Annotated in this window: 16 protein-coding genes; 7 read left to right on the forward strand and 9 right to left on the reverse strand. The window is 72.4% G+C overall.

Going from position 1 to position 15,388, the window contains the following annotated elements; genetic code table 11:
* Window positions 1-153 precede the first annotated feature (153 nt).
* The gene (locus AB0J36_RS16150) at window positions 154-891 is read right to left on the reverse strand and encodes an ABC transporter permease (RefSeq protein ID WP_357132756.1); all 738 of its coding nucleotides are present in this window, start codon (window positions 889-891) and stop codon (window positions 154-156) included.
* On the reverse strand, window positions 888-1,574 hold the full coding sequence (locus AB0J36_RS16155; protein ID WP_357392948.1) for an ABC transporter permease: 687 nt from the start codon (window positions 1,572-1,574) through the stop codon (window positions 888-890). Before AB0J36_RS16155 ends, AB0J36_RS16150 begins: the two co-directional genes overlap by 4 nt.
* 2 nt (window positions 1,575-1,576) lie before the next feature.
* Here AB0J36_RS16155 and AB0J36_RS16160 point away from each other — a divergent pair, with 2 nt between their 5' ends.
* On the forward strand, window positions 1,577-2,572 hold the full coding sequence (locus AB0J36_RS16160; RefSeq protein WP_357392946.1) for an ABC transporter ATP-binding protein: 996 nt from the start codon (window positions 1,577-1,579) through the stop codon (window positions 2,570-2,572).
* Window positions 2,573-2,706: 134 nt separating this feature from the next.
* Here the strand turns inward: AB0J36_RS16160 and AB0J36_RS16165 are convergent, their stop codons facing one another.
* The 7 genes from AB0J36_RS16165 to folP form a co-directional block, all read right to left on the reverse strand.
* Complete coding sequence (locus AB0J36_RS16165) at window positions 2,707-3,207, reverse strand: hypothetical protein (protein WP_357132762.1); 501 nt, start codon at window positions 3,205-3,207, stop codon at window positions 2,707-2,709.
* A gap of 56 nt (window positions 3,208-3,263) precedes the next feature.
* Window positions 3,264-3,572, reverse strand: a complete 309-nt coding sequence (locus tag AB0J36_RS16170; protein ID WP_357132764.1) for a hypothetical protein — start codon at window positions 3,570-3,572, stop codon at window positions 3,264-3,266.
* Between the two features lie 52 nt (window positions 3,573-3,624).
* Window positions 3,625-4,839: an ABC transporter permease gene (locus AB0J36_RS16175; RefSeq protein ID WP_357172607.1), complete on the reverse strand. Its 1,215-nt coding sequence runs from the start codon at window positions 4,837-4,839 to the stop codon at window positions 3,625-3,627.
* A 118-nt stretch (window positions 4,840-4,957) separates the two neighbouring features.
* Entirely contained in the window at window positions 4,958-5,488 is a 531-nt protein-coding gene (locus AB0J36_RS16180) for a DUF3180 domain-containing protein (protein ID WP_357172610.1), read from the reverse strand.
* Between the two features lie 19 nt (window positions 5,489-5,507).
* Window positions 5,508-6,035, reverse strand: a complete 528-nt coding sequence (gene folK / locus AB0J36_RS16185; RefSeq protein ID WP_357132770.1) for a 2-amino-4-hydroxy-6-hydroxymethyldihydropteridine diphosphokinase — start codon at window positions 6,033-6,035, stop codon at window positions 5,508-5,510.
* On the reverse strand, window positions 6,032-6,397 hold the full coding sequence (folB, locus tag AB0J36_RS16190) for a dihydroneopterin aldolase (RefSeq protein ID WP_357132772.1): 366 nt from the start codon (window positions 6,395-6,397) through the stop codon (window positions 6,032-6,034). Before folB ends, folK begins: the two co-directional genes overlap by 4 nt.
* A complete protein-coding gene (gene folP, locus AB0J36_RS16195) occupies window positions 6,394-7,281 on the reverse strand; it encodes a dihydropteroate synthase (protein WP_357132774.1) in 888 nt (295 codons plus the stop codon). Before folP ends, folB begins: the two co-directional genes overlap by 4 nt.
* Before the next feature lie 345 nt (window positions 7,282-7,626).
* Here folP and AB0J36_RS16200 point away from each other — a divergent pair, with 345 nt between their 5' ends.
* From AB0J36_RS16200 to AB0J36_RS16225, 6 genes are read left to right on the forward strand one after another with little or no spacing between them, the layout of a single operon-like run.
* Complete coding sequence (locus AB0J36_RS16200; protein WP_053654780.1) at window positions 7,627-7,941, forward strand: hypothetical protein; 315 nt, start codon at window positions 7,627-7,629, stop codon at window positions 7,939-7,941.
* Window positions 7,942-7,954: 13 nt separating this feature from the next.
* Window positions 7,955-8,317 (forward strand): hypothetical protein, encoded by a 363-nt coding sequence (locus AB0J36_RS16205; RefSeq protein WP_204942430.1) that lies wholly within the window; start codon window positions 7,955-7,957, stop codon window positions 8,315-8,317.
* Window positions 8,318-8,363: 46 nt separating this feature from the next.
* Window positions 8,364-11,702 (forward strand): ATP-binding protein, encoded by a 3,339-nt coding sequence (locus AB0J36_RS16210; RefSeq protein WP_357392943.1) that lies wholly within the window; start codon window positions 8,364-8,366, stop codon window positions 11,700-11,702.
* 1 nt (window position 11,703) lies between these two features.
* Entirely contained in the window at window positions 11,704-13,656 is a 1,953-nt protein-coding gene (locus AB0J36_RS16215) for an MFS transporter (protein WP_357172622.1), read from the forward strand.
* Window positions 13,653-14,210, forward strand: coding sequence for a hypothetical protein (locus AB0J36_RS16220; RefSeq protein ID WP_357132781.1), 558 nt, complete (start codon window positions 13,653-13,655; stop codon window positions 14,208-14,210). Before AB0J36_RS16215 ends, AB0J36_RS16220 begins: the two co-directional genes overlap by 4 nt.
* On the forward strand, window positions 14,207-15,382 hold the full coding sequence (locus AB0J36_RS16225) for a M23 family metallopeptidase (protein ID WP_357392941.1): 1,176 nt from the start codon (window positions 14,207-14,209) through the stop codon (window positions 15,380-15,382). The genes AB0J36_RS16220 and AB0J36_RS16225 overlap by 4 nt, the downstream gene beginning before the upstream one ends.
* The last annotated feature ends 6 nt before the right edge of the window (window positions 15,383-15,388 follow it).

Consider the following 15,388-nt stretch of genomic DNA (forward strand, 5'->3'; position numbering starts at 1 on the left):
CTGGATGTTGGTCGCCCGCAATTCCCACCCAACATGGTCCACGGCCGACCGACAACTCGGGATGGGCTTCGTCACCGCATCGTCACCGACCGGCCCGCCGCTGGTCGCCGCTTCGGCGTCCACTCACCCGGACGGAGCACGCCCGGTGACCTGTCAGGCGCGGCCGGTGGCGTCGGCGGGTCGCGGACGGCCCGCGCGCCGCCGGCCCCGGCGCAGCGGACGCGGGGTGACCATGCGTTCGACGATCCCGAGCAGCAGCTCGGCCAGCAACGCCAGCCCGGCCACCAGCACACCGCCGGCCACGATCTGCCCACCGCCGACGGCGATGCTCAGACCGAACCCGGTACGGATGATCTCGCCGAGCCCGCCGCCGTTGACGAACGAGGCCAGCGCCGCCGTGGCGATGACCTGCACGGCCGCCGTCCGGAAGCCGGCGGCCAGGTACGGCACCGCCAACGGCAGCTCCACCCGCCGCAGCAACTGCCCGCCGGACAGGCCCATCCCCCGGGCCGCGTCGCGCGCCTCCGGGTCCACCTGGCGTACGCCGGTGTAGGCGTTGGCCAGCAGCGGCGGTACGGCGAAGACGGCGAGCGCCACCACCACCGGCGTACGCCCGAAACCGAGGAACGTCAGCGGCAGGATGGTCAGCAGCGCCAGGGTGGGGATGGCCAGCGTGGCGTTGGACACGAGCACCACCAGGCCGCCGCCCCGACCGGCGTGCCCGAGCCAGAGCCCGACCGGCCAGGCCACCAGGCAGCCGAGCGCCACCGCCAGGGCAGAGATCGTCAGGTGCTCGCCGAGGCGCTCCAGGATGCCGCCGGGGTTGGTCCAGTTCAGCGGGTCGTTGAGCCAGAGCACCCCCTGCTGCAGGGGGTTCGCGGCGGCGCTCACCGGACGCCCCGGGCGGCCCAGGGAGTGACCAGCCGGCCGACGAGCACCAGCAGCAGGTCCAGCAGCACCGCCAACGCCACGCAGAGCACCGTCCCGGTCATGATCTCGGCCTTGTAGAGGTTGTTCTGGAAGCCCGCGAAGATCAGTTGCCCGAGGCCGCCGTGCCCGACCAGCACCCCGACCGTGACCAGCGCGACGGTCGACACGGTGGCCAGCCGCAGCCCGGTCAGGATGCCGGGGATGGCCAGCGGAAGGTCGATCCGGAACAGCCGCCGCCACCGGCCGTAGCCCATGCCCTCGGCGGCCTCGCCGACCTCCGGCGGCACCTGGTTGAGCCCCGCCACCACGTTGCGGACGATCAGCAGCAGCGCGTACAGGACCAGCCCGACCAGTACGGTGGTGGCGCCGGTACCCAGGTACGGCGCGATGAAGGCGAACAGCGCCAGCGACGGAATGGTGTAGATCACTCCGGTGATGCCGAGGATCGGGCCGGCCAACGGACGGAACCAGTACGCGAGCACGGACAACGGCAGGGCGATGAGCACCGCGATCAGCACCGCGCGCCCGGTGAGGGAGGCGTGTTCGCGCACGGCGGCAAGGATCGTGTCAGAGTTGTCCCGCACGTACTGCCAGGAGAACCAGGGGTTACCCGGGTCGGCCCGGTAGCTCAGGCGGAAGGACATACGTGGACGTTACCCCGGAGGCCCCCGGCGCAGCCGAATCCCCTCGCGCGGCGTCGATCTCCCTGCAGAGCATCCAGAAGCGCTATCCGAACGGCACCGAGGCTGTCCGGGAGCTGAGCCTGGACGTCAGGGCCGGCGAGTTGGTGGTGCTGATCGGCCCGTCCGGCTGCGGCAAGTCGACCGTGCTCCGCATGATCAACCGCCTGATCGAGCCGACGGCCGGTCGGATCATGCTCGGTGACGAGGACGTCACGGACGCCGACCCGGTGCGGCTGCGCCGTCGGATCGGCTACGTGATCCAGAACGTCGGCCTCTTCCCCCACCAGACGGTCCGGGCGAACGTGGCCACCGTCCCGGGCCTGCTCGGCTGGTCCCGCCAGCGGACCCGCGCCCGGGTCGACGAACTGCTGGACCTGGTGGGACTGGACCCGAACCAGTTCGGCCGCCGCTACCCGCACGAGCTGTCGGGCGGTCAGCGGCAGCGGGTCGGCGTGGCCCGGGCGCTCGCCGCCGACCCGGTGGTGCTGCTGATGGACGAGCCGTTCTCGGCCGTGGACCCGATCGTCCGGGCCCGCCTGCAGGAGGAGTTCCTTCGCCTGCAGGCCGAGGTCCGCAAGACGATCGTCCTGGTCACCCACGACCTCGACGAGGCCGTCCGGCTCGGCGACCGGATCGCGGTGCTGTCCGAGGGCGGGCATCTCGAGCAGTACGACACGCCGGCCGCGCTGCTCGGCGCCCCCGCCACCGCGTTCGTCCGGGAGTTCGTCGGCGCCGACCGGGGCATCCGCCGGTTGGCGGTCACCCCGCTCGACCGGGATTCCCTGGAGCCCGTGCCCGGCGACGCCCCCGCCGACCTGCCCACCGTGGGGCTCGACGGCACGGCGTACGACGCCCTGGCGGCACTGCTGACGTCGGGACAGGATCGCCTCCTGGTGACCGACGACGGCCGCCCGGTGGGCGCGCTCAGCCGCCAGAGCCTGCTCGACCCGGGTCGCTAGCGGCCGGCCCACGCGGCCCCTGGCTGAGTCCGCTCGCCGTGGCGGCTGGGCCCGGTCCGCTGGGCTGGCCGGCTGGCGGTCCGGTCCGCTGGGCTGGCCGGCTGGCGGTCCGGTCCGGTCTGCTGGGCTGGCGGCTAGGCCCGGCCGCCGAGGCTCGCGGTGCCGATGATCCAGCCGGTGAGGAAGCCGTAGCCGGCGCCGCTGCTCGCATCCTGCAGCGCCTTCAGCAGCGACGGGTCCGGGCCGAGGAGCGCCGCCAGCACGGCGGCGAGCCCGCCGGCCAACACGTACGCGGCCCAGCCGGAGAAGAACTGGCTGACCGGCCCGGGTACCCGGGCCACCTGCGCGGCGGGCAGCAGGTAGAGCAGCGCCACCGCCAGGAGCACCAGCGCGACGGCCCGCAGGTCGGCGGCGAACAGGCCGCCGGCCTGCCCGTCCGCGTCCAGTCGCCAGGCCGGCCAGGCGAGCAGGCGCAGGTAGAAGCCGCCCGCCGAGGTCGGGTCGGTAAGCGTCGCGGCGGCCCAACCGGTGTACGCCGGGCTGCCACAGATGCCGACCAGCAGCAGTACGGCGAGCGCGCCGGTGCCGGCGGCCGTCCCGTAGCCGCTGACCGGGCCCGTACGGACCAATCCCATGATCCGCCCAGGGCCCCTGCCGGCCGACCGGGCGGACCTGGGCTGCGTCGGGCGGCTCAGTGCTTCAACAGATAGTCGATGAAGGCGGCCCGCAGCAGCGGTGCCGACTCCTCGTAGCCGTGCCCGGTCAACTCCCGCCACAACGCGTTCGCCTCGTCGATGGTCGGGCCGATCGAGTTCGGCGCGCCGTCCAGCACCGTGGCCTCGTCCGCGTTCGGCAGATGGCGCAGCACCGACCAGTAGAAGCCCACGTCGCGGCGCTCCCGGGCCAGGGCGAACGCCCGCTCCCGCAACTCCTCCGTGGACAGCGCGTCGAGTTCCTCGAACGAGGTTCCGCCGGGCGCGGCGGGTGGTGTGTCGGTCATGCGGCGAGCCTAACGGTCGAGATCACCGCCGGCTCGGCGGACGCCACACGGCTCACCGGTCGCCGACATCCCAGCGCCGCGGGCCGTCCTCCCAGCGGGGATCCCGCCACGGGTCGGCCGGTTCCGGCGCGGGCGGCGTCGGCAGGGTCGGCGGCCAGTTGTCGGCCGACTGGGGCCGGGGCACGCTCCAACCCGAGCTGATCGTGCCGTCGCCGACGGGCTCCGGCTTCTCCACCACACCCGGCCGGGGCCGCCCGAACGTCTCGACCAGTCGGGTCGCCAACAGCCCGACACCGAGCGCCACCCCGCCCACCGCCCAGCGGCTCACCGACCAGTCGCGCTCCGGCGCGTACGCCTCGAAGACGGTGACCAGGCCGACCGCCAGCACCGTGCCGAACACGCCGCCGCGCCGGCCGTACGCGCTGGTGCCGCCGAGCAGGGACACACCGATGGCCAGCACGGTCCAGTCCAGCCCGGAAGTGGGCGTGACGACGCCGGGAGGGTTGGCGGCGAGCAGGACCCCGGCGAGCGCGGCCAGCACGGTGGAGCCGACGAGCGCCAGCGCGGTGACCACGGCGGCCAGCGCGCCCCGGCGCCGGGCCGGATCGGCAACCGGCCGGTACCGGCCCACCAACCGGCGGATCGCGCGGATCGCGCCGAACAGACCGCCGAGGACCGCGACGGCGGCGAACCCGGCGAAGAGGTAGCCGGCCGTCCGCCTCGGGTCGTAGTCCCCCTGCACCAGCACCGGCGCAGACCGGCGTTCGATGTACACCACCACGCCGGCGGCACCGGCCAGGCTCGCCGCCCACGCGGGCACCTGCAGTGCCACCACGGCGAGCGCCAGCACGAGACCACCCACCGCGGCGACCACGACCGCCGACCCCACGGACGCGGCCAGGCCCCGGTCACCCTGCTCCGCGTAGTGCAGCGCGGCGGCGACCGCCACCGGCCCGATGGCCAGGTTGGGGGCGGCGGTGCGCAGACTCAGCCCGGCGGCGAGAGCGAGCAGCCCCAGGCCGACCGCGTCGACCAGCAACGTGCGCAGGTCGGCACCGCGCAGCGCGTCCGGGTCGGCCCGCCAGAGCAGCCAGCCCAGGGCAGCCAGACCGGCCAGCAGCAGGAACTCCCAGAACACGTGCACGCCGACGCGGTCGCGGCCCGGCTCGCCGTGGGTGGGATCGTCGAAGACGTTCTCCAGGACGGCGGCGGGAACCGCGGGCGTGGGGTCGACCGACCGCTCCCGGCCCGTGTCTTCGTACCCCATGGCACCGCCTCCCCAGTGGCCGGCCGCTTCCGTCCCGGCACCCGGATGGACCGGGGCGGCCGTTGCTCTCCGATCGGAGGCACCGTACCCGCGGTGGGAGCCGGACGTAACCCCCTGCTCAGCGCTGGCCGGGGCGGCTCTCGCGCTGGTCCTGCTCGTGCTCGTCGTCCGGGCGCTCCGGGACGCGGCAGGAACGTTCCAACCACAACGCGGCGCCCACCAGCGCCAGCGACGCCAGCAACCCGCCTCCGGCGGCCGGCCGGTCCTCGGTGGCCGCCCGGGTTGTCTCCACGAAGAGCCACCCGCTGAGCCCGGCGTAGAAACCGGCGAAGATGGAGCCCGCCAGCGCCGACGCCTTGGCCAGCACCACGAACCGGGCGACCAGCAGCGGATTGACCGGATCCCGACCGGGCTTCCGGTCGATGCGGCCGCGCGTGTTGACGGCCGCGTACGCCTCCAGGACCGCGAGCGCGGCCAGCGTCACCACCGGCAGCCACGGCAGGCGGGGGATGCCGCTGTAGTAGAGCGCGCTGATCAGCAGCCAGGCCACCGCCGCCGCGGCCAGGGCCGCCACGACCAGCGTCGAGATCCGGGTGGGGCCCATCCGCGACCCGTCGGGGCCCGGCGGTGGGGACTTCGCCTGACTCATGCCGGCCGGCTCCACTGGGTCATGTCGTCGACTCTAACGTCAGTTCCGGCCGGGGACGCAGTTCCAGCGCGTCGTCGGCGGCCGGGCCGGAGGTGAGCAGGTCGGTCAGCCAGCCATGGCCGGGCAACCGCCCGTACGGTTGGATGTCGATCCACGGCCGCAGCACGAACGCGCGCAGGTGTGCGCGGGGATGCGGCAGGGTCAGCTCCTCCTCGTCGCTGAGCACCGGCTCGTCGTCGTCGCCCCACACCGCGATCACGTCCACGTCGAGGGTGCGCGGCCCGAACCGCCGCCCCGGGTCACGGACCCGACCGGCCGCGCGCTCCGCGTCGTGGGCCCGCGCCAGCCAGTCGCGCGGGGTCGCGCTCCCGTCCTGGGCGAGCACCACCGCATTGAGGTACGCGGGCTGGTTGGCGTCTCCCCACGGTGGAGTCTCGTACACCCCGGAGACCACCAGCACGGCGTCACCCAGCGTCGCGACGGCCGTCCGGAGGTGGTCCAGGCGATCGCCGAGGTTGCTGCCGAGCGACAGCACGGCCCGGGTCATCGGGTACGCGTCCGGGTCATCGTGACGGCCACGTCGGTGAACGTGTGCGGCACCGGCGCCTCCGGCTTGTGCACGGTGACCGTCGCGGTGACGACCCGCTCGTCGGCCAGACAGACCGTGAGCAGCCGGTCGGCCAGGGTCTCGATCAGGTTGACCGGTTCTCCGGTCACCACCGCCACCAGCCGCTCGGCCAGTTCGCCGTAGTGGACCGTGGCGGTGACGTCGTCGCTGGCGGCGGCCGGGCCGAGGTCCAGTTCGAGGACGGCGTCGACCACGAAATCCTGCCCCTGCTCCCGCTCGAAGTCGTACACCCCGTGCCGGCCGTGGGCCCGCAGGCCGGTCAGCTGGATCCGGTCATTCATCGGATGGCCTCCGCACGGCCGACCGGCCGGCCGTCGGGACGGACGGGCGTGAGGCGCGGCCGGCCGGTGGCGGTCCAGACGGCAAGCGCGTCCGCGGTGGCCCGCACGTCGTGCACGCGTACGCCCCACGCACCGGCCGCGACGGCCAGCACGCTGGTGGCCACGGTGGCGGCCTCGCGTTGGGCGGTTGGCCGCGGTGTGCCGTCGGCGGCGGCGAGCAGGCGACCGAGGTAGGACTTGCGGCTGGCGCCGAAGAGCAGCGGGTATCCGAGGTCCAGCAGCTCCGGTAGGCGCGCGCTGAGTTCCCAGTTGTGGGCGGCCGTCTTGGCGAAACCGAGGCCGGGGTCGACGACGATGCGGTCGGCGGCCACCCCGGCGGCCAGCGCCGCGTCGACGCGCTGCCCGAGCTCCACGCGTACGTCGGTCACCACATCGGTGTAGCTGGCCAGGTCACGCATCTGCCGGGAGTGGCCACGCCAGTGCATGAGGACCCAGGGGCAGCCGGCGTCCCGCACGACGCGGGCCATGTCGGGGTCGGCCAGTCCGCCGGAGACGTCGTTGACCACCACGGCGCCGGCGTCCAGCGCCGCCTCGGCCACCCGCGCGCGGCTGGTGTCGATGCTGACCGGCACCCCGGCGGCGCTCAGCTCGCGGATGACCGGCAGTACGCGTTCGGCCTCGGTCGCCGCGTCGACCCGGTCGGCGCCCGGGCGGGTCGACTCGCCGCCGATGTCGACCAGGTCCGCCCCGGCCTCGCGCAGACGGACGCCGTGTCCGACGGCCGCGTCGAGGTCGGCGTACCGTCCGCCGTCGGAGAAGGAGTCCGGCGTGACGTTGAGGACGCCCATCACCACCGGGCCCGGAGCCCGTACCAGATCGGTCACGACTAGACCGTACCGGTCATGACGACGGAGCTCGGCCACCCGGGTCGACCATCCCTGACGTGCGCATTGGAACAGGTGTACGATCGGTCGTCCGGGCAGCAACAGGCAGTCCCTTCGCGGCTTGTCGCAATCCGGGGCGGCCCGTACGCTTTGGAATTGGCCAGCATGGAGATGGCGAAGTCTGGAGGGAGGGCCGAAGCGGGTAAAAACCGCCCAAAGCTCGCCACCCTCCGTGGTGAGTAACGAACACAGGGTCGAAATCGCTCCGCCCTGTGAGCAGATTTCCCGCCAGGCTTGCCTACTGCACCGCCGCGGCTCCGCCGGCCGCGATATGGGGAGGTTCCAGTGATCGCCTTCGAGCTCATGGAGACGGCGTCGTCCGGCGTCGCCCACGCGCTCTCCACCCTGGCCTCGGCTCCGCTCGCGGAGCCGGCACCGAAGGGGATCGACACCAACGGTGTGGTCACCTTCTTCGCCAGCAAGATCGCGCCGATCCTGCTCGCGGTCCTGGGCGTCATCTTCATCGGTCGCGCCAGTCGGGGCGAGATTTCCAAGGTCCTGACGAGCTCGGCGATCGCCATCGTCGGGCTGGCCTTCATCGCCGGCGCGGCAACACTCTTCTTCGTCGGCGATTACCTGATCGACCTGATCTTCGAATAGGCGCGGTCACCAGATGCGGCTGCGCACCGACGACGACATCTACCGGGCCCGCCTGGTCTACCTCGGGCCGCCCGGCTACACCCTTCCGGTCCACCTGCCCTACGCCCAGTACGGGCTCTTCATCCTGCTCGTCCCCCTCTACATGTTCATCCACTGGCTGTTCACGTTGACGGTCGACCTCTTCCCTGCCTGGGAGATCGCGCTCGCCATCGTGACCACGTCGTTCATCTTCCGGCACGTTGATCCAGACCGGCCGGCGCGGGTGGTCATCCGCACCGCGCTGACCGACTGGCGACGCACCCGGGAGCCGGCGATCGAGCAGCGCGACCCGCGCCTGGTCGGCAGCCGGATCAGGATCCGGGAGGAGCTGGCATGACCGGGGGCACGTCGATCGGTCTGTTTCACGCGGGTGAGGCGGTCGCATGAGTCGCTCTTCCACGCCGGGCTCCCCGGCCGGCCGCCCGGCCGTGCCGGCCAGTCACCGTTCGCAGTCGTTCGACTACCCCGAGACCGAGGATGAGGTCGCACTCGATCCCGCGCTGGTGACCTCGCCCGGTCACGGCGCGGTCGGCGTGTTCCAGGCACCCCGGCCGGTCACCCGCCGGACGCCTCCCACCGAGCCGAGCACGGTCTCGGCCGGCGACAACGCCGACATCGACTCGCCCTTCCTGGACCTGTTCGGTGGCGCGCGGCCCCGGGCCGTGACGGCGGCTCCCGCCAGCCGGCCCCAGCCGGCGATCCCGCAGCAACCGCCGACGCCGACCCGGCCGGCTCCCGAGCTGGAGCCACCGTGGACACCGGACGACCCCTCCAGCAGTGGCCACCGGATCGACACCCGTCCGACCGTCGAGCCCCGGTTGCCACACCAGGCGGGCGACCGACGGCCGATGCCGCAGCCCACGGTCGAGGTCGAGCAGACCGCCCCAGCCGCGCCCGCGCCGCCGTCCAGCGGCCCGGCGAGCCGGGTGTCCAGCAGCACATCGGCCGGGCAGACGGCGGCGCCGGTGCAGCGTCCGAGCGCCCCGGCAGAGCAGCCGACCGCGCCGGTCGACCGGCCGGCCCTGGAACGCGGGCCGCACCGGACCACCCGGACGGAGCGACCCACCGGCGCCGGCAGAGAGGTCACCACGCCCCGCCAGCGGGCCGCGAACCGTCAGGACCGGCCGATCAAGCCGGTCCGGGTCCGCGCTCCGAAAATCAAGTTCGGTGACCGGGACCCATCGGTCGAGCTGGCCATCACCGAGATCGCCGGCCACCTGACCTTCACGCCGAACACGGTGACCGCCTGGTACTGGCTGCCCGAGGTGCGCTGGGCCTTCCGCCCCGACGCCGAACGCGAGGCGCTGCTGTCGGCGATCTCCGAGCAGTACGCGGGCCTCGCCGGCTTCCGGCTGCACCTGCGCCGGACCACCCGGCCGTTCCCAGCCGACGAGTGGGCACGCACCATCGACACCCACACGGCCGCGCCGCTGCCCGACGTGCCTGGAACGACCGGCTGGGCGGACCACCTGGTCGCCGCCCAACGGCACCTGATGGCGGTCAACCACGCCGAGGGGCAGACCTACCTGGGCGTCACCTTCGCCCGGCGTTCCCTCGGCGACTCCATGACCGAACGGCTGCTCCGCACCTTCGGCCGGGGCACGGCGGAGGGCGAGCGTCGCAAGCTGGGTCGCACGGTCGAGCAGTTCGACGAGGTGCTCGGCGCGTTCGGCATGCGTGGCCGACGGGTCACCGCGCAGGAGCTGGAATGGCTGCTCTACCGCTCGGTCGCGCTGTGCATGGCGCCCCCGGGTCGCCTCTCGCCGGTGACCGACGGGCAGTGGGAGCGCGGTGACCTGCTCGCCCTGACCGAACAGGTCGAGCGCTACCGCACCCCGTACGGCTCGACCGTCAAGCTGGTCAACCGGATGACCGGCGAGGAACGGCACGTGGCCGTGCTCGCCGTCGGCCGGATGGAACCGCTGGAGATCCCGGAACGGCACGAGCCGTGGCTGCACTTCCACGAACGACTGCCCTGGCCGATGGAGATCTCCACCCGGGTCGACATCCTCGGCTCCGGTGACTCGTTCCGTAACCTCGAGCACCGGCTCCGCATGATCCGCTCCCAGCAGCTCGACTACGCCGAGCACGGCATCGACGCTCCCCCGGAGCTGGAACGCCTCGCCAAGCGGGCCCTGGTGATCGGCGACGAGATGACCACCGGCCTGCCCGTCGACTCGGCGCGCGCACACGGCTGGCACCGCATCGCCGTCGGCGGCCGGACCAGGGAGGAGTGCCTGGAGCGGGCCCGCCGGCTCATCCAGCTCTACTCCCGCGAGCTGCGCATCTCGCTGCAGCACCCGAAGAACCAGGACTGGCTGGCCCGCGAGTTCATCCCCGGCGAACCGATCGCCAACACCGGCTACGTCCGCCGGATGCCCGTCCCGCTGCTCGCCGCCGCGCTCCCGCAGGCCGCCTCCACCGTCGGCGACCGCCGGGGCGACCTGATCGGGCGTACCGCCGGCACCTGTCGTCGTCCGGTCTTCCTCGACCTGCACTTCCCCATGGAGGTACGCGAACGCTCCGGGCTCGCGGTGTTCGTCGCCGAGCCGGGTGGTGGCAAGTCGACCCTGCTCGGCGCGCTGGGCTACCTCGCCGCCCGACGGGGTGTGCAGGTGACCCTCCTCGACCCGTCCGGGCCGCTGGCCCGGCTCTGTGCCATGCCCGAGCTGCGCCCGTACTCCCGGGTGTTGAACCTGACCGGCTCCGAGCACGGCACCCTGGCGCCCTACTCGCTCATCCCCACGCCCCTGCGCAGCGAGTTCGCCAGCGGGGCCGCCGGCGACCGTGAGTTCGAGATCGCCGTCTCCAACGCGCGGGCCGAACGCCGCATGCTGGTCCAGGACATCTGCATGATGCTCGTGCCGCCGCAGGTGGCCCGGGAGGCGTCGACCGCCACCCTGTTCCGGCACGCCGTCCGGCAGGTACCCGCCGAGGAGACGTCCACCCTGGACGACGTGGTGAGCTGCCTCGGGCGGCTCGACGACGACGCCGGCAAGGAGTTGGCGAACCTCCTCCTGGACACCGCCGAGATGCCGCTCGCCATGCTGTTCTTCGGCCGGCCGCCCGAAGGGCTGCTGGGCGCGGACGCGGCGCTCACCGTGATCACCATGGCCGGGCTCCGGCTGCCCGACCTCAAGATCGAACGTGAGTACTGGTCGGCCGAGGAGGCCCTCGCCCTGCCGATGCTGCACACCGCGCACCGGCTCGCCGTCCGCCGCTGCTACGGCGGGTCGATGTCGTCCCGCAAGCTGGTCGGCCTCGACGAGGCGCACTTCATGGAGGGCTGGCGGTCCGGGCGTTCGTTCCTGGTCCGGCTCGCCCGAGACTCCCGGAAGTGGAACCTCGCCGCGCTGGTCGCCTCGCAGAACCCCCGCGACATCCTCGGCCTCGACGTGCAGAACCTCGTCTCCACCGTCTTCGTCGGCCGGATCGCCGAAGACGCCGAGATCGCCTCCGAGGCGCTGCGCCTGCTGCGGGTACCGGTCAACGACGGGTACGAGGCCACCCTGGCCTCGCTCTCCGCCGCCGACAGCAACTCGGCCTCCCGCCTCGGCTTCCGGGAGTTCGTGATGCGCGACGTCGACGGCCGGGTGCAGAAGGTCCGGGTCGACGTCTCGTACGTCGACGGCCTGCTGGACCACCTCGACACGACACCCGCCGCGATCGCCGCGGCGGCCGGAGTCCTACCGAGCATCTCCCTGCCCGATCTGGAGGCGTGACATGGCTGGGGCCCGGGTTCGGATCACGTCGTTCCTGCTCGCGCTCGGCGTCCTGGCAGGGGCCACCCTCAGTTGGCCGCTGCTCGGCGCGGAAGCGGCCGCAGCCGCCCCACCCGTCACCCAGGCCCGAGCCGAACTCTGCACCACCGCCGAGTGGCAGGCCGACTTCCGGGCCTGCGTGGGGAAGCTCCAGGCGGTCAGCGAGGACGAGGTCAAGTGCCGCAACGCGCCGACCCCGGGCACACCCGACTCCGGCCTCGCCGGCTGGTTCGCCGCAGCACCACCGGCTGAGGCGGCGAACGGCATAGCCGGTCGCTACAGCCTCTATGGGTACGCGGGTTACAGCTACAACACTTACGACATCGACGGTGGCTGCGCATCGAGCGTCCTGCATCCGGATTACAAGTTCACGACGACGGTGGCCAACGGGGAGTTCATGGTCGCCACGGCGGTCATCGGCGCATCGAACGCGTTGCGCGAGCGTGCCTGGGATCCCCGTTCCATGTGGGGCTGGGCGGACCCGCTGGTCGAGAAGGCGACGAAGTCCGTCTACGAGAAGGTGTTCAGCGTCTTCGGGATCGTCACGCTGTGCGTGGTGGGCCTCTACCTACTCTGGCGCTCCCGCCAGTCGGACATGAGCAACGCGATGACCACCGCGGGTTGGGCTCTCCTCGTGATGGTCGCCGTCACCGCGCTGGCCGCCTGGCCGGTGAAGTCGGCGAACATCGCGGACGGCACGCTGATCACCAGCCTCGGTGTGGTCCACGACGCGGTAGGCCCGCAAGCAAAAGAGCCCGACCCAGGGCGATGCATTGATCCAGACCGCTGTAAAGACCTGCGCACGCCGGCCGTTCGCGCGAGCGACACCGCTACCGAGACGATGCTCTACCGAAACTGGGTCCGAGGTGTCCTCGGGTCGGCCGACAGCGAGACGGCTCGCAAGTACGGACCGGCGCTGTACGACGCGCGATCCCTGACATGGGGCGAAGCCCAGTCAATGCGCGCCAACCCGGCCACCCGGGAGGCGACGATCAAGGCGAAGCAGCAGCAGTGGGCGCGGGTGGCCCAGCAGATCCAGACCGAGGACCCGGAGGCGTACGAATACCTCCAGGGCGTCCGGGACATGGACCGGGTCGGGGCGGGGTTCATCGCGGTGCTGGCCTCGGTGCTGTTCGCCATGTTCGACCTGACGGCGTCGCTTCTGGTCCTGCTGGGGTTCCTCATCTTCAGGTGGGCGGTGATCGCGGCGCCCATCCTGGGCACCGTGGGGCTGCTCCGACCGGCCAGCGCCGGTCTGCGACGGCTGGCGAACGCCGTCGTCGCCGCGATCTTCAACATCGCCATCTTCGGCACCGGGGCCGCCATCTACCTGTTCGCGGTCGATTTGATCATGAGTACGCCCACCCTTCCCGGATGGCTCCAGGTGGTCCTGGTGTGGTTGTGCGGAGTGGTCGGTTGGCTACTGCTACGGCCGTACCGGCGGATCACCCAGCTTGGCGGTAAGGACAGCAGCGAGGCGGTCAGTTCGGCCGGCTCCTGGCACCGCCGCTTCTTCCGTGACATGCGGGTCGCGGCGCGACTCGATGTCGTGGAGCCCGGCGGCACGGTGGAACCGGTGGGCGGGCGCCGCCGGTCACCAGACGCCGAGCAGACCCGGCTGCGCCCGGAGGCCCGCCGGGAAGACGCGGGCCCGACGCCGACGCCCACCCCGGCCGGCAGCCGACGCACCGACGACGTTCGGCCCGATGGTCACGAACGCGCCGACGAGGCACCGATCGGGGAGACCGGCGGTCGAGACCGTCCCGTGCCGCCGCAGCCTCGTCGCCGGCAACCGGCGACGTGGACCGAACCCGACGTTCCGGCCGAGAACCCGTCGTTCGTGGTCTATCGGCCGGGCTCCACCGAACGTGCGCCGGATCGCACCGGACCGCGGGTGCGTTCCGAGGCTCGGTGACAGCGATGCGACGGGCGCTGGAGTTTCTCTTCACCCGGGCACTGCGATCCCGGCTGGGGATGGCCGCGCTGATCGCGGTCCTCATCTTCGGGGTGATCGGAGCGGCGCGCCTGGTGTCCGGTCCGACCGACCCGACGGACGGGTTGAGCAACCGGCCGAACCGGCCGATCACCACGGTCGACCCGACGGCTGGTGACGATGGTCTGATCGCCACCGAGGCACCTCCATCGCCGGTCACTCCACCCGGTGCTCGTTCGCCCGAGCAGATCGCGGACCGGTTCGCCTCGGCCTGGATCGGCCGGCCCGGCATGACTGCCGACCAGTGGCAGGCCGGGCTACGGCCGATGTCGACGCCGGCGCTCACCGAGAAGCTGGCCGGCGCCGAGCCCGGCGGGGTGCCGGCCGAGGAGGTGACCGGCCCGCCGACGGTGCGGTCACGCACCGAGACCTTCGTCGAGGTGCTGCTACCGCTCAACACCGGCCGTCTCCGTTTGGAGCTGGTGATGGCGGACAAGAGTTGGCTGGTCGACGTCATCGACTGGGAGCGACAGTGACCGCCGGCAGAGCAGGCCGCGCTCTTCGTCGGCCGGTCCGGGCCGGCGTGATCGCCTCGGTACTCACCGGCGTACTGCTCCTGCTCTGCTGCACCGGGGGGACGGCGGCATTCTTCCTCAGTGGTCTCGGCGGCGACGAGGAGAATGGGGACGCCCTGGCCGGCTGGGGCTGCGGGCCGGTGCGTCCCGTCGACATCACCGGCGAGCTACCCCGGTTCAGCAAGTACGGCGACGCGCAGGTCCGCAACGCGGCGATCATTATCAAGGTCGGTCAGGACATGGGGGTTCCCTCGCGTGGTTGGGTGATCGCCCTCGCCACGGCGATGCAGGAGTCCGCCCTGCGCAACCTGGCCAACAGTGGCGTGCCCGAGTCGCTGTCCCTGCCGCACGAGGGCGTCGGTGCTGACCACGACTCGTTGGGCCTCTTTCAGCAGCGTCCGGGTTGGGGCTCGATCGCCGAGCGGATGACACCCGCGTACACCGCCCGGAAGTTCTACGAGAAACTCGTCAAGGTGCGCAGCTGGCAGCGTCGACCGCTGACCGTCGTGGCGCAGCAGGTCCAGGTCAGCGCCTATCCGGACGCGTATGCCAAGCACGAGGAGCTGGCCGGCAAGATCGTGGACGCACTCGCTGGTGGTGCGGCTCGCACCGTTCAGATCAACGGCAAGGCGGTGTGCGACGCGGCCGAGCGCGGCGAGATCGCCGCCTCCGGCTGGACGGCGCCGATCTCCGGCGACGTCGGCTCCGGTTTCCGGACCGCCGATCGACCCAGCCACAACGGTGTCGACATCGGAGCGGCGAAGGGCACCGAGATCCGTGCCGCGGCCACCGGCCGAGTGCTCGTTGCCCGCTGCGACCCGGACAACAAGGGGCGCCGGAGTTGCGACGTGGACGGTTATCCGGGCAAGGGTGGCTGTGGTTGGTTCGTCGACATCCTGCACGCCGGTGGTTACATCACCCGTTACTGCCACATGGTGGTCCAGCCGCGCGTTTTGCCGGACCAGATCGTCCCCGCCGGCGAGGTGATCGGACAGGTCGGCAGCAGCGGGAATTCGTCCGGACCGCACCTGCACTTCGAGGTGCACCTGCGCAGCGACCGGTCCAGTCGGGGCGCGACCGACCCGATCCCCTTCATGCGCCAGCGGGGCGCTCCGCTGCGCGCCGCGGAGTGAGGCGGT

The organism is Micromonospora sp. NPDC049662, assembly GCF_040675055.1.
GTDB lineage: Bacteria > Actinomycetota > Actinomycetes > Mycobacteriales > Micromonosporaceae > Micromonospora.

Bases quoted from the DNA above. Each gene is read 5' to 3' on its own strand.
- AB0J36_RS16155 (WP_357392948.1), bottom strand. From the start codon at position 1,574: ATGTCCTTCCGCCTGAGCTACCGGGCCGACCCGGGTAACCCCTGGTTC.
- AB0J36_RS16165 (WP_357132762.1), bottom strand. From the start codon at position 3,207: ATGGGATTGGTCCGTACGGGCCCGGTCAGCGGCTACGGGACGGCCGCC.
- AB0J36_RS16170 (WP_357132764.1), bottom strand. From the start codon at position 3,572: ATGACCGACACACCACCCGCCGCGCCCGGCGGAACCTCGTTCGAGGAA.
- AB0J36_RS16175 (WP_357172607.1), bottom strand. From the start codon at position 4,839: ATGGGGTACGAAGACACGGGCCGGGAGCGGTCGGTCGACCCCACGCCC.
- AB0J36_RS16180 (WP_357172610.1), bottom strand. From the start codon at position 5,488: ATGAGTCAGGCGAAGTCCCCACCGCCGGGCCCCGACGGGTCGCGGATG.
- folK (WP_357132770.1), bottom strand. From the start codon at position 6,035: ATGACCCGGGCCGTGCTGTCGCTCGGCAGCAACCTCGGCGATCGCCTG.
- folB (WP_357132772.1), bottom strand. From the start codon at position 6,397: ATGAATGACCGGATCCAGCTGACCGGCCTGCGGGCCCACGGCCGGCAC.
- AB0J36_RS16205 (WP_204942430.1), top strand. From the start codon at position 7,955: ATGCGGCTGCGCACCGACGACGACATCTACCGGGCCCGCCTGGTCTAC.
- AB0J36_RS16210 (WP_357392943.1), top strand. From the start codon at position 8,364: ATGAGTCGCTCTTCCACGCCGGGCTCCCCGGCCGGCCGCCCGGCCGTG.
- AB0J36_RS16215 (WP_357172622.1), top strand. From the start codon at position 11,704: ATGGCTGGGGCCCGGGTTCGGATCACGTCGTTCCTGCTCGCGCTCGGC.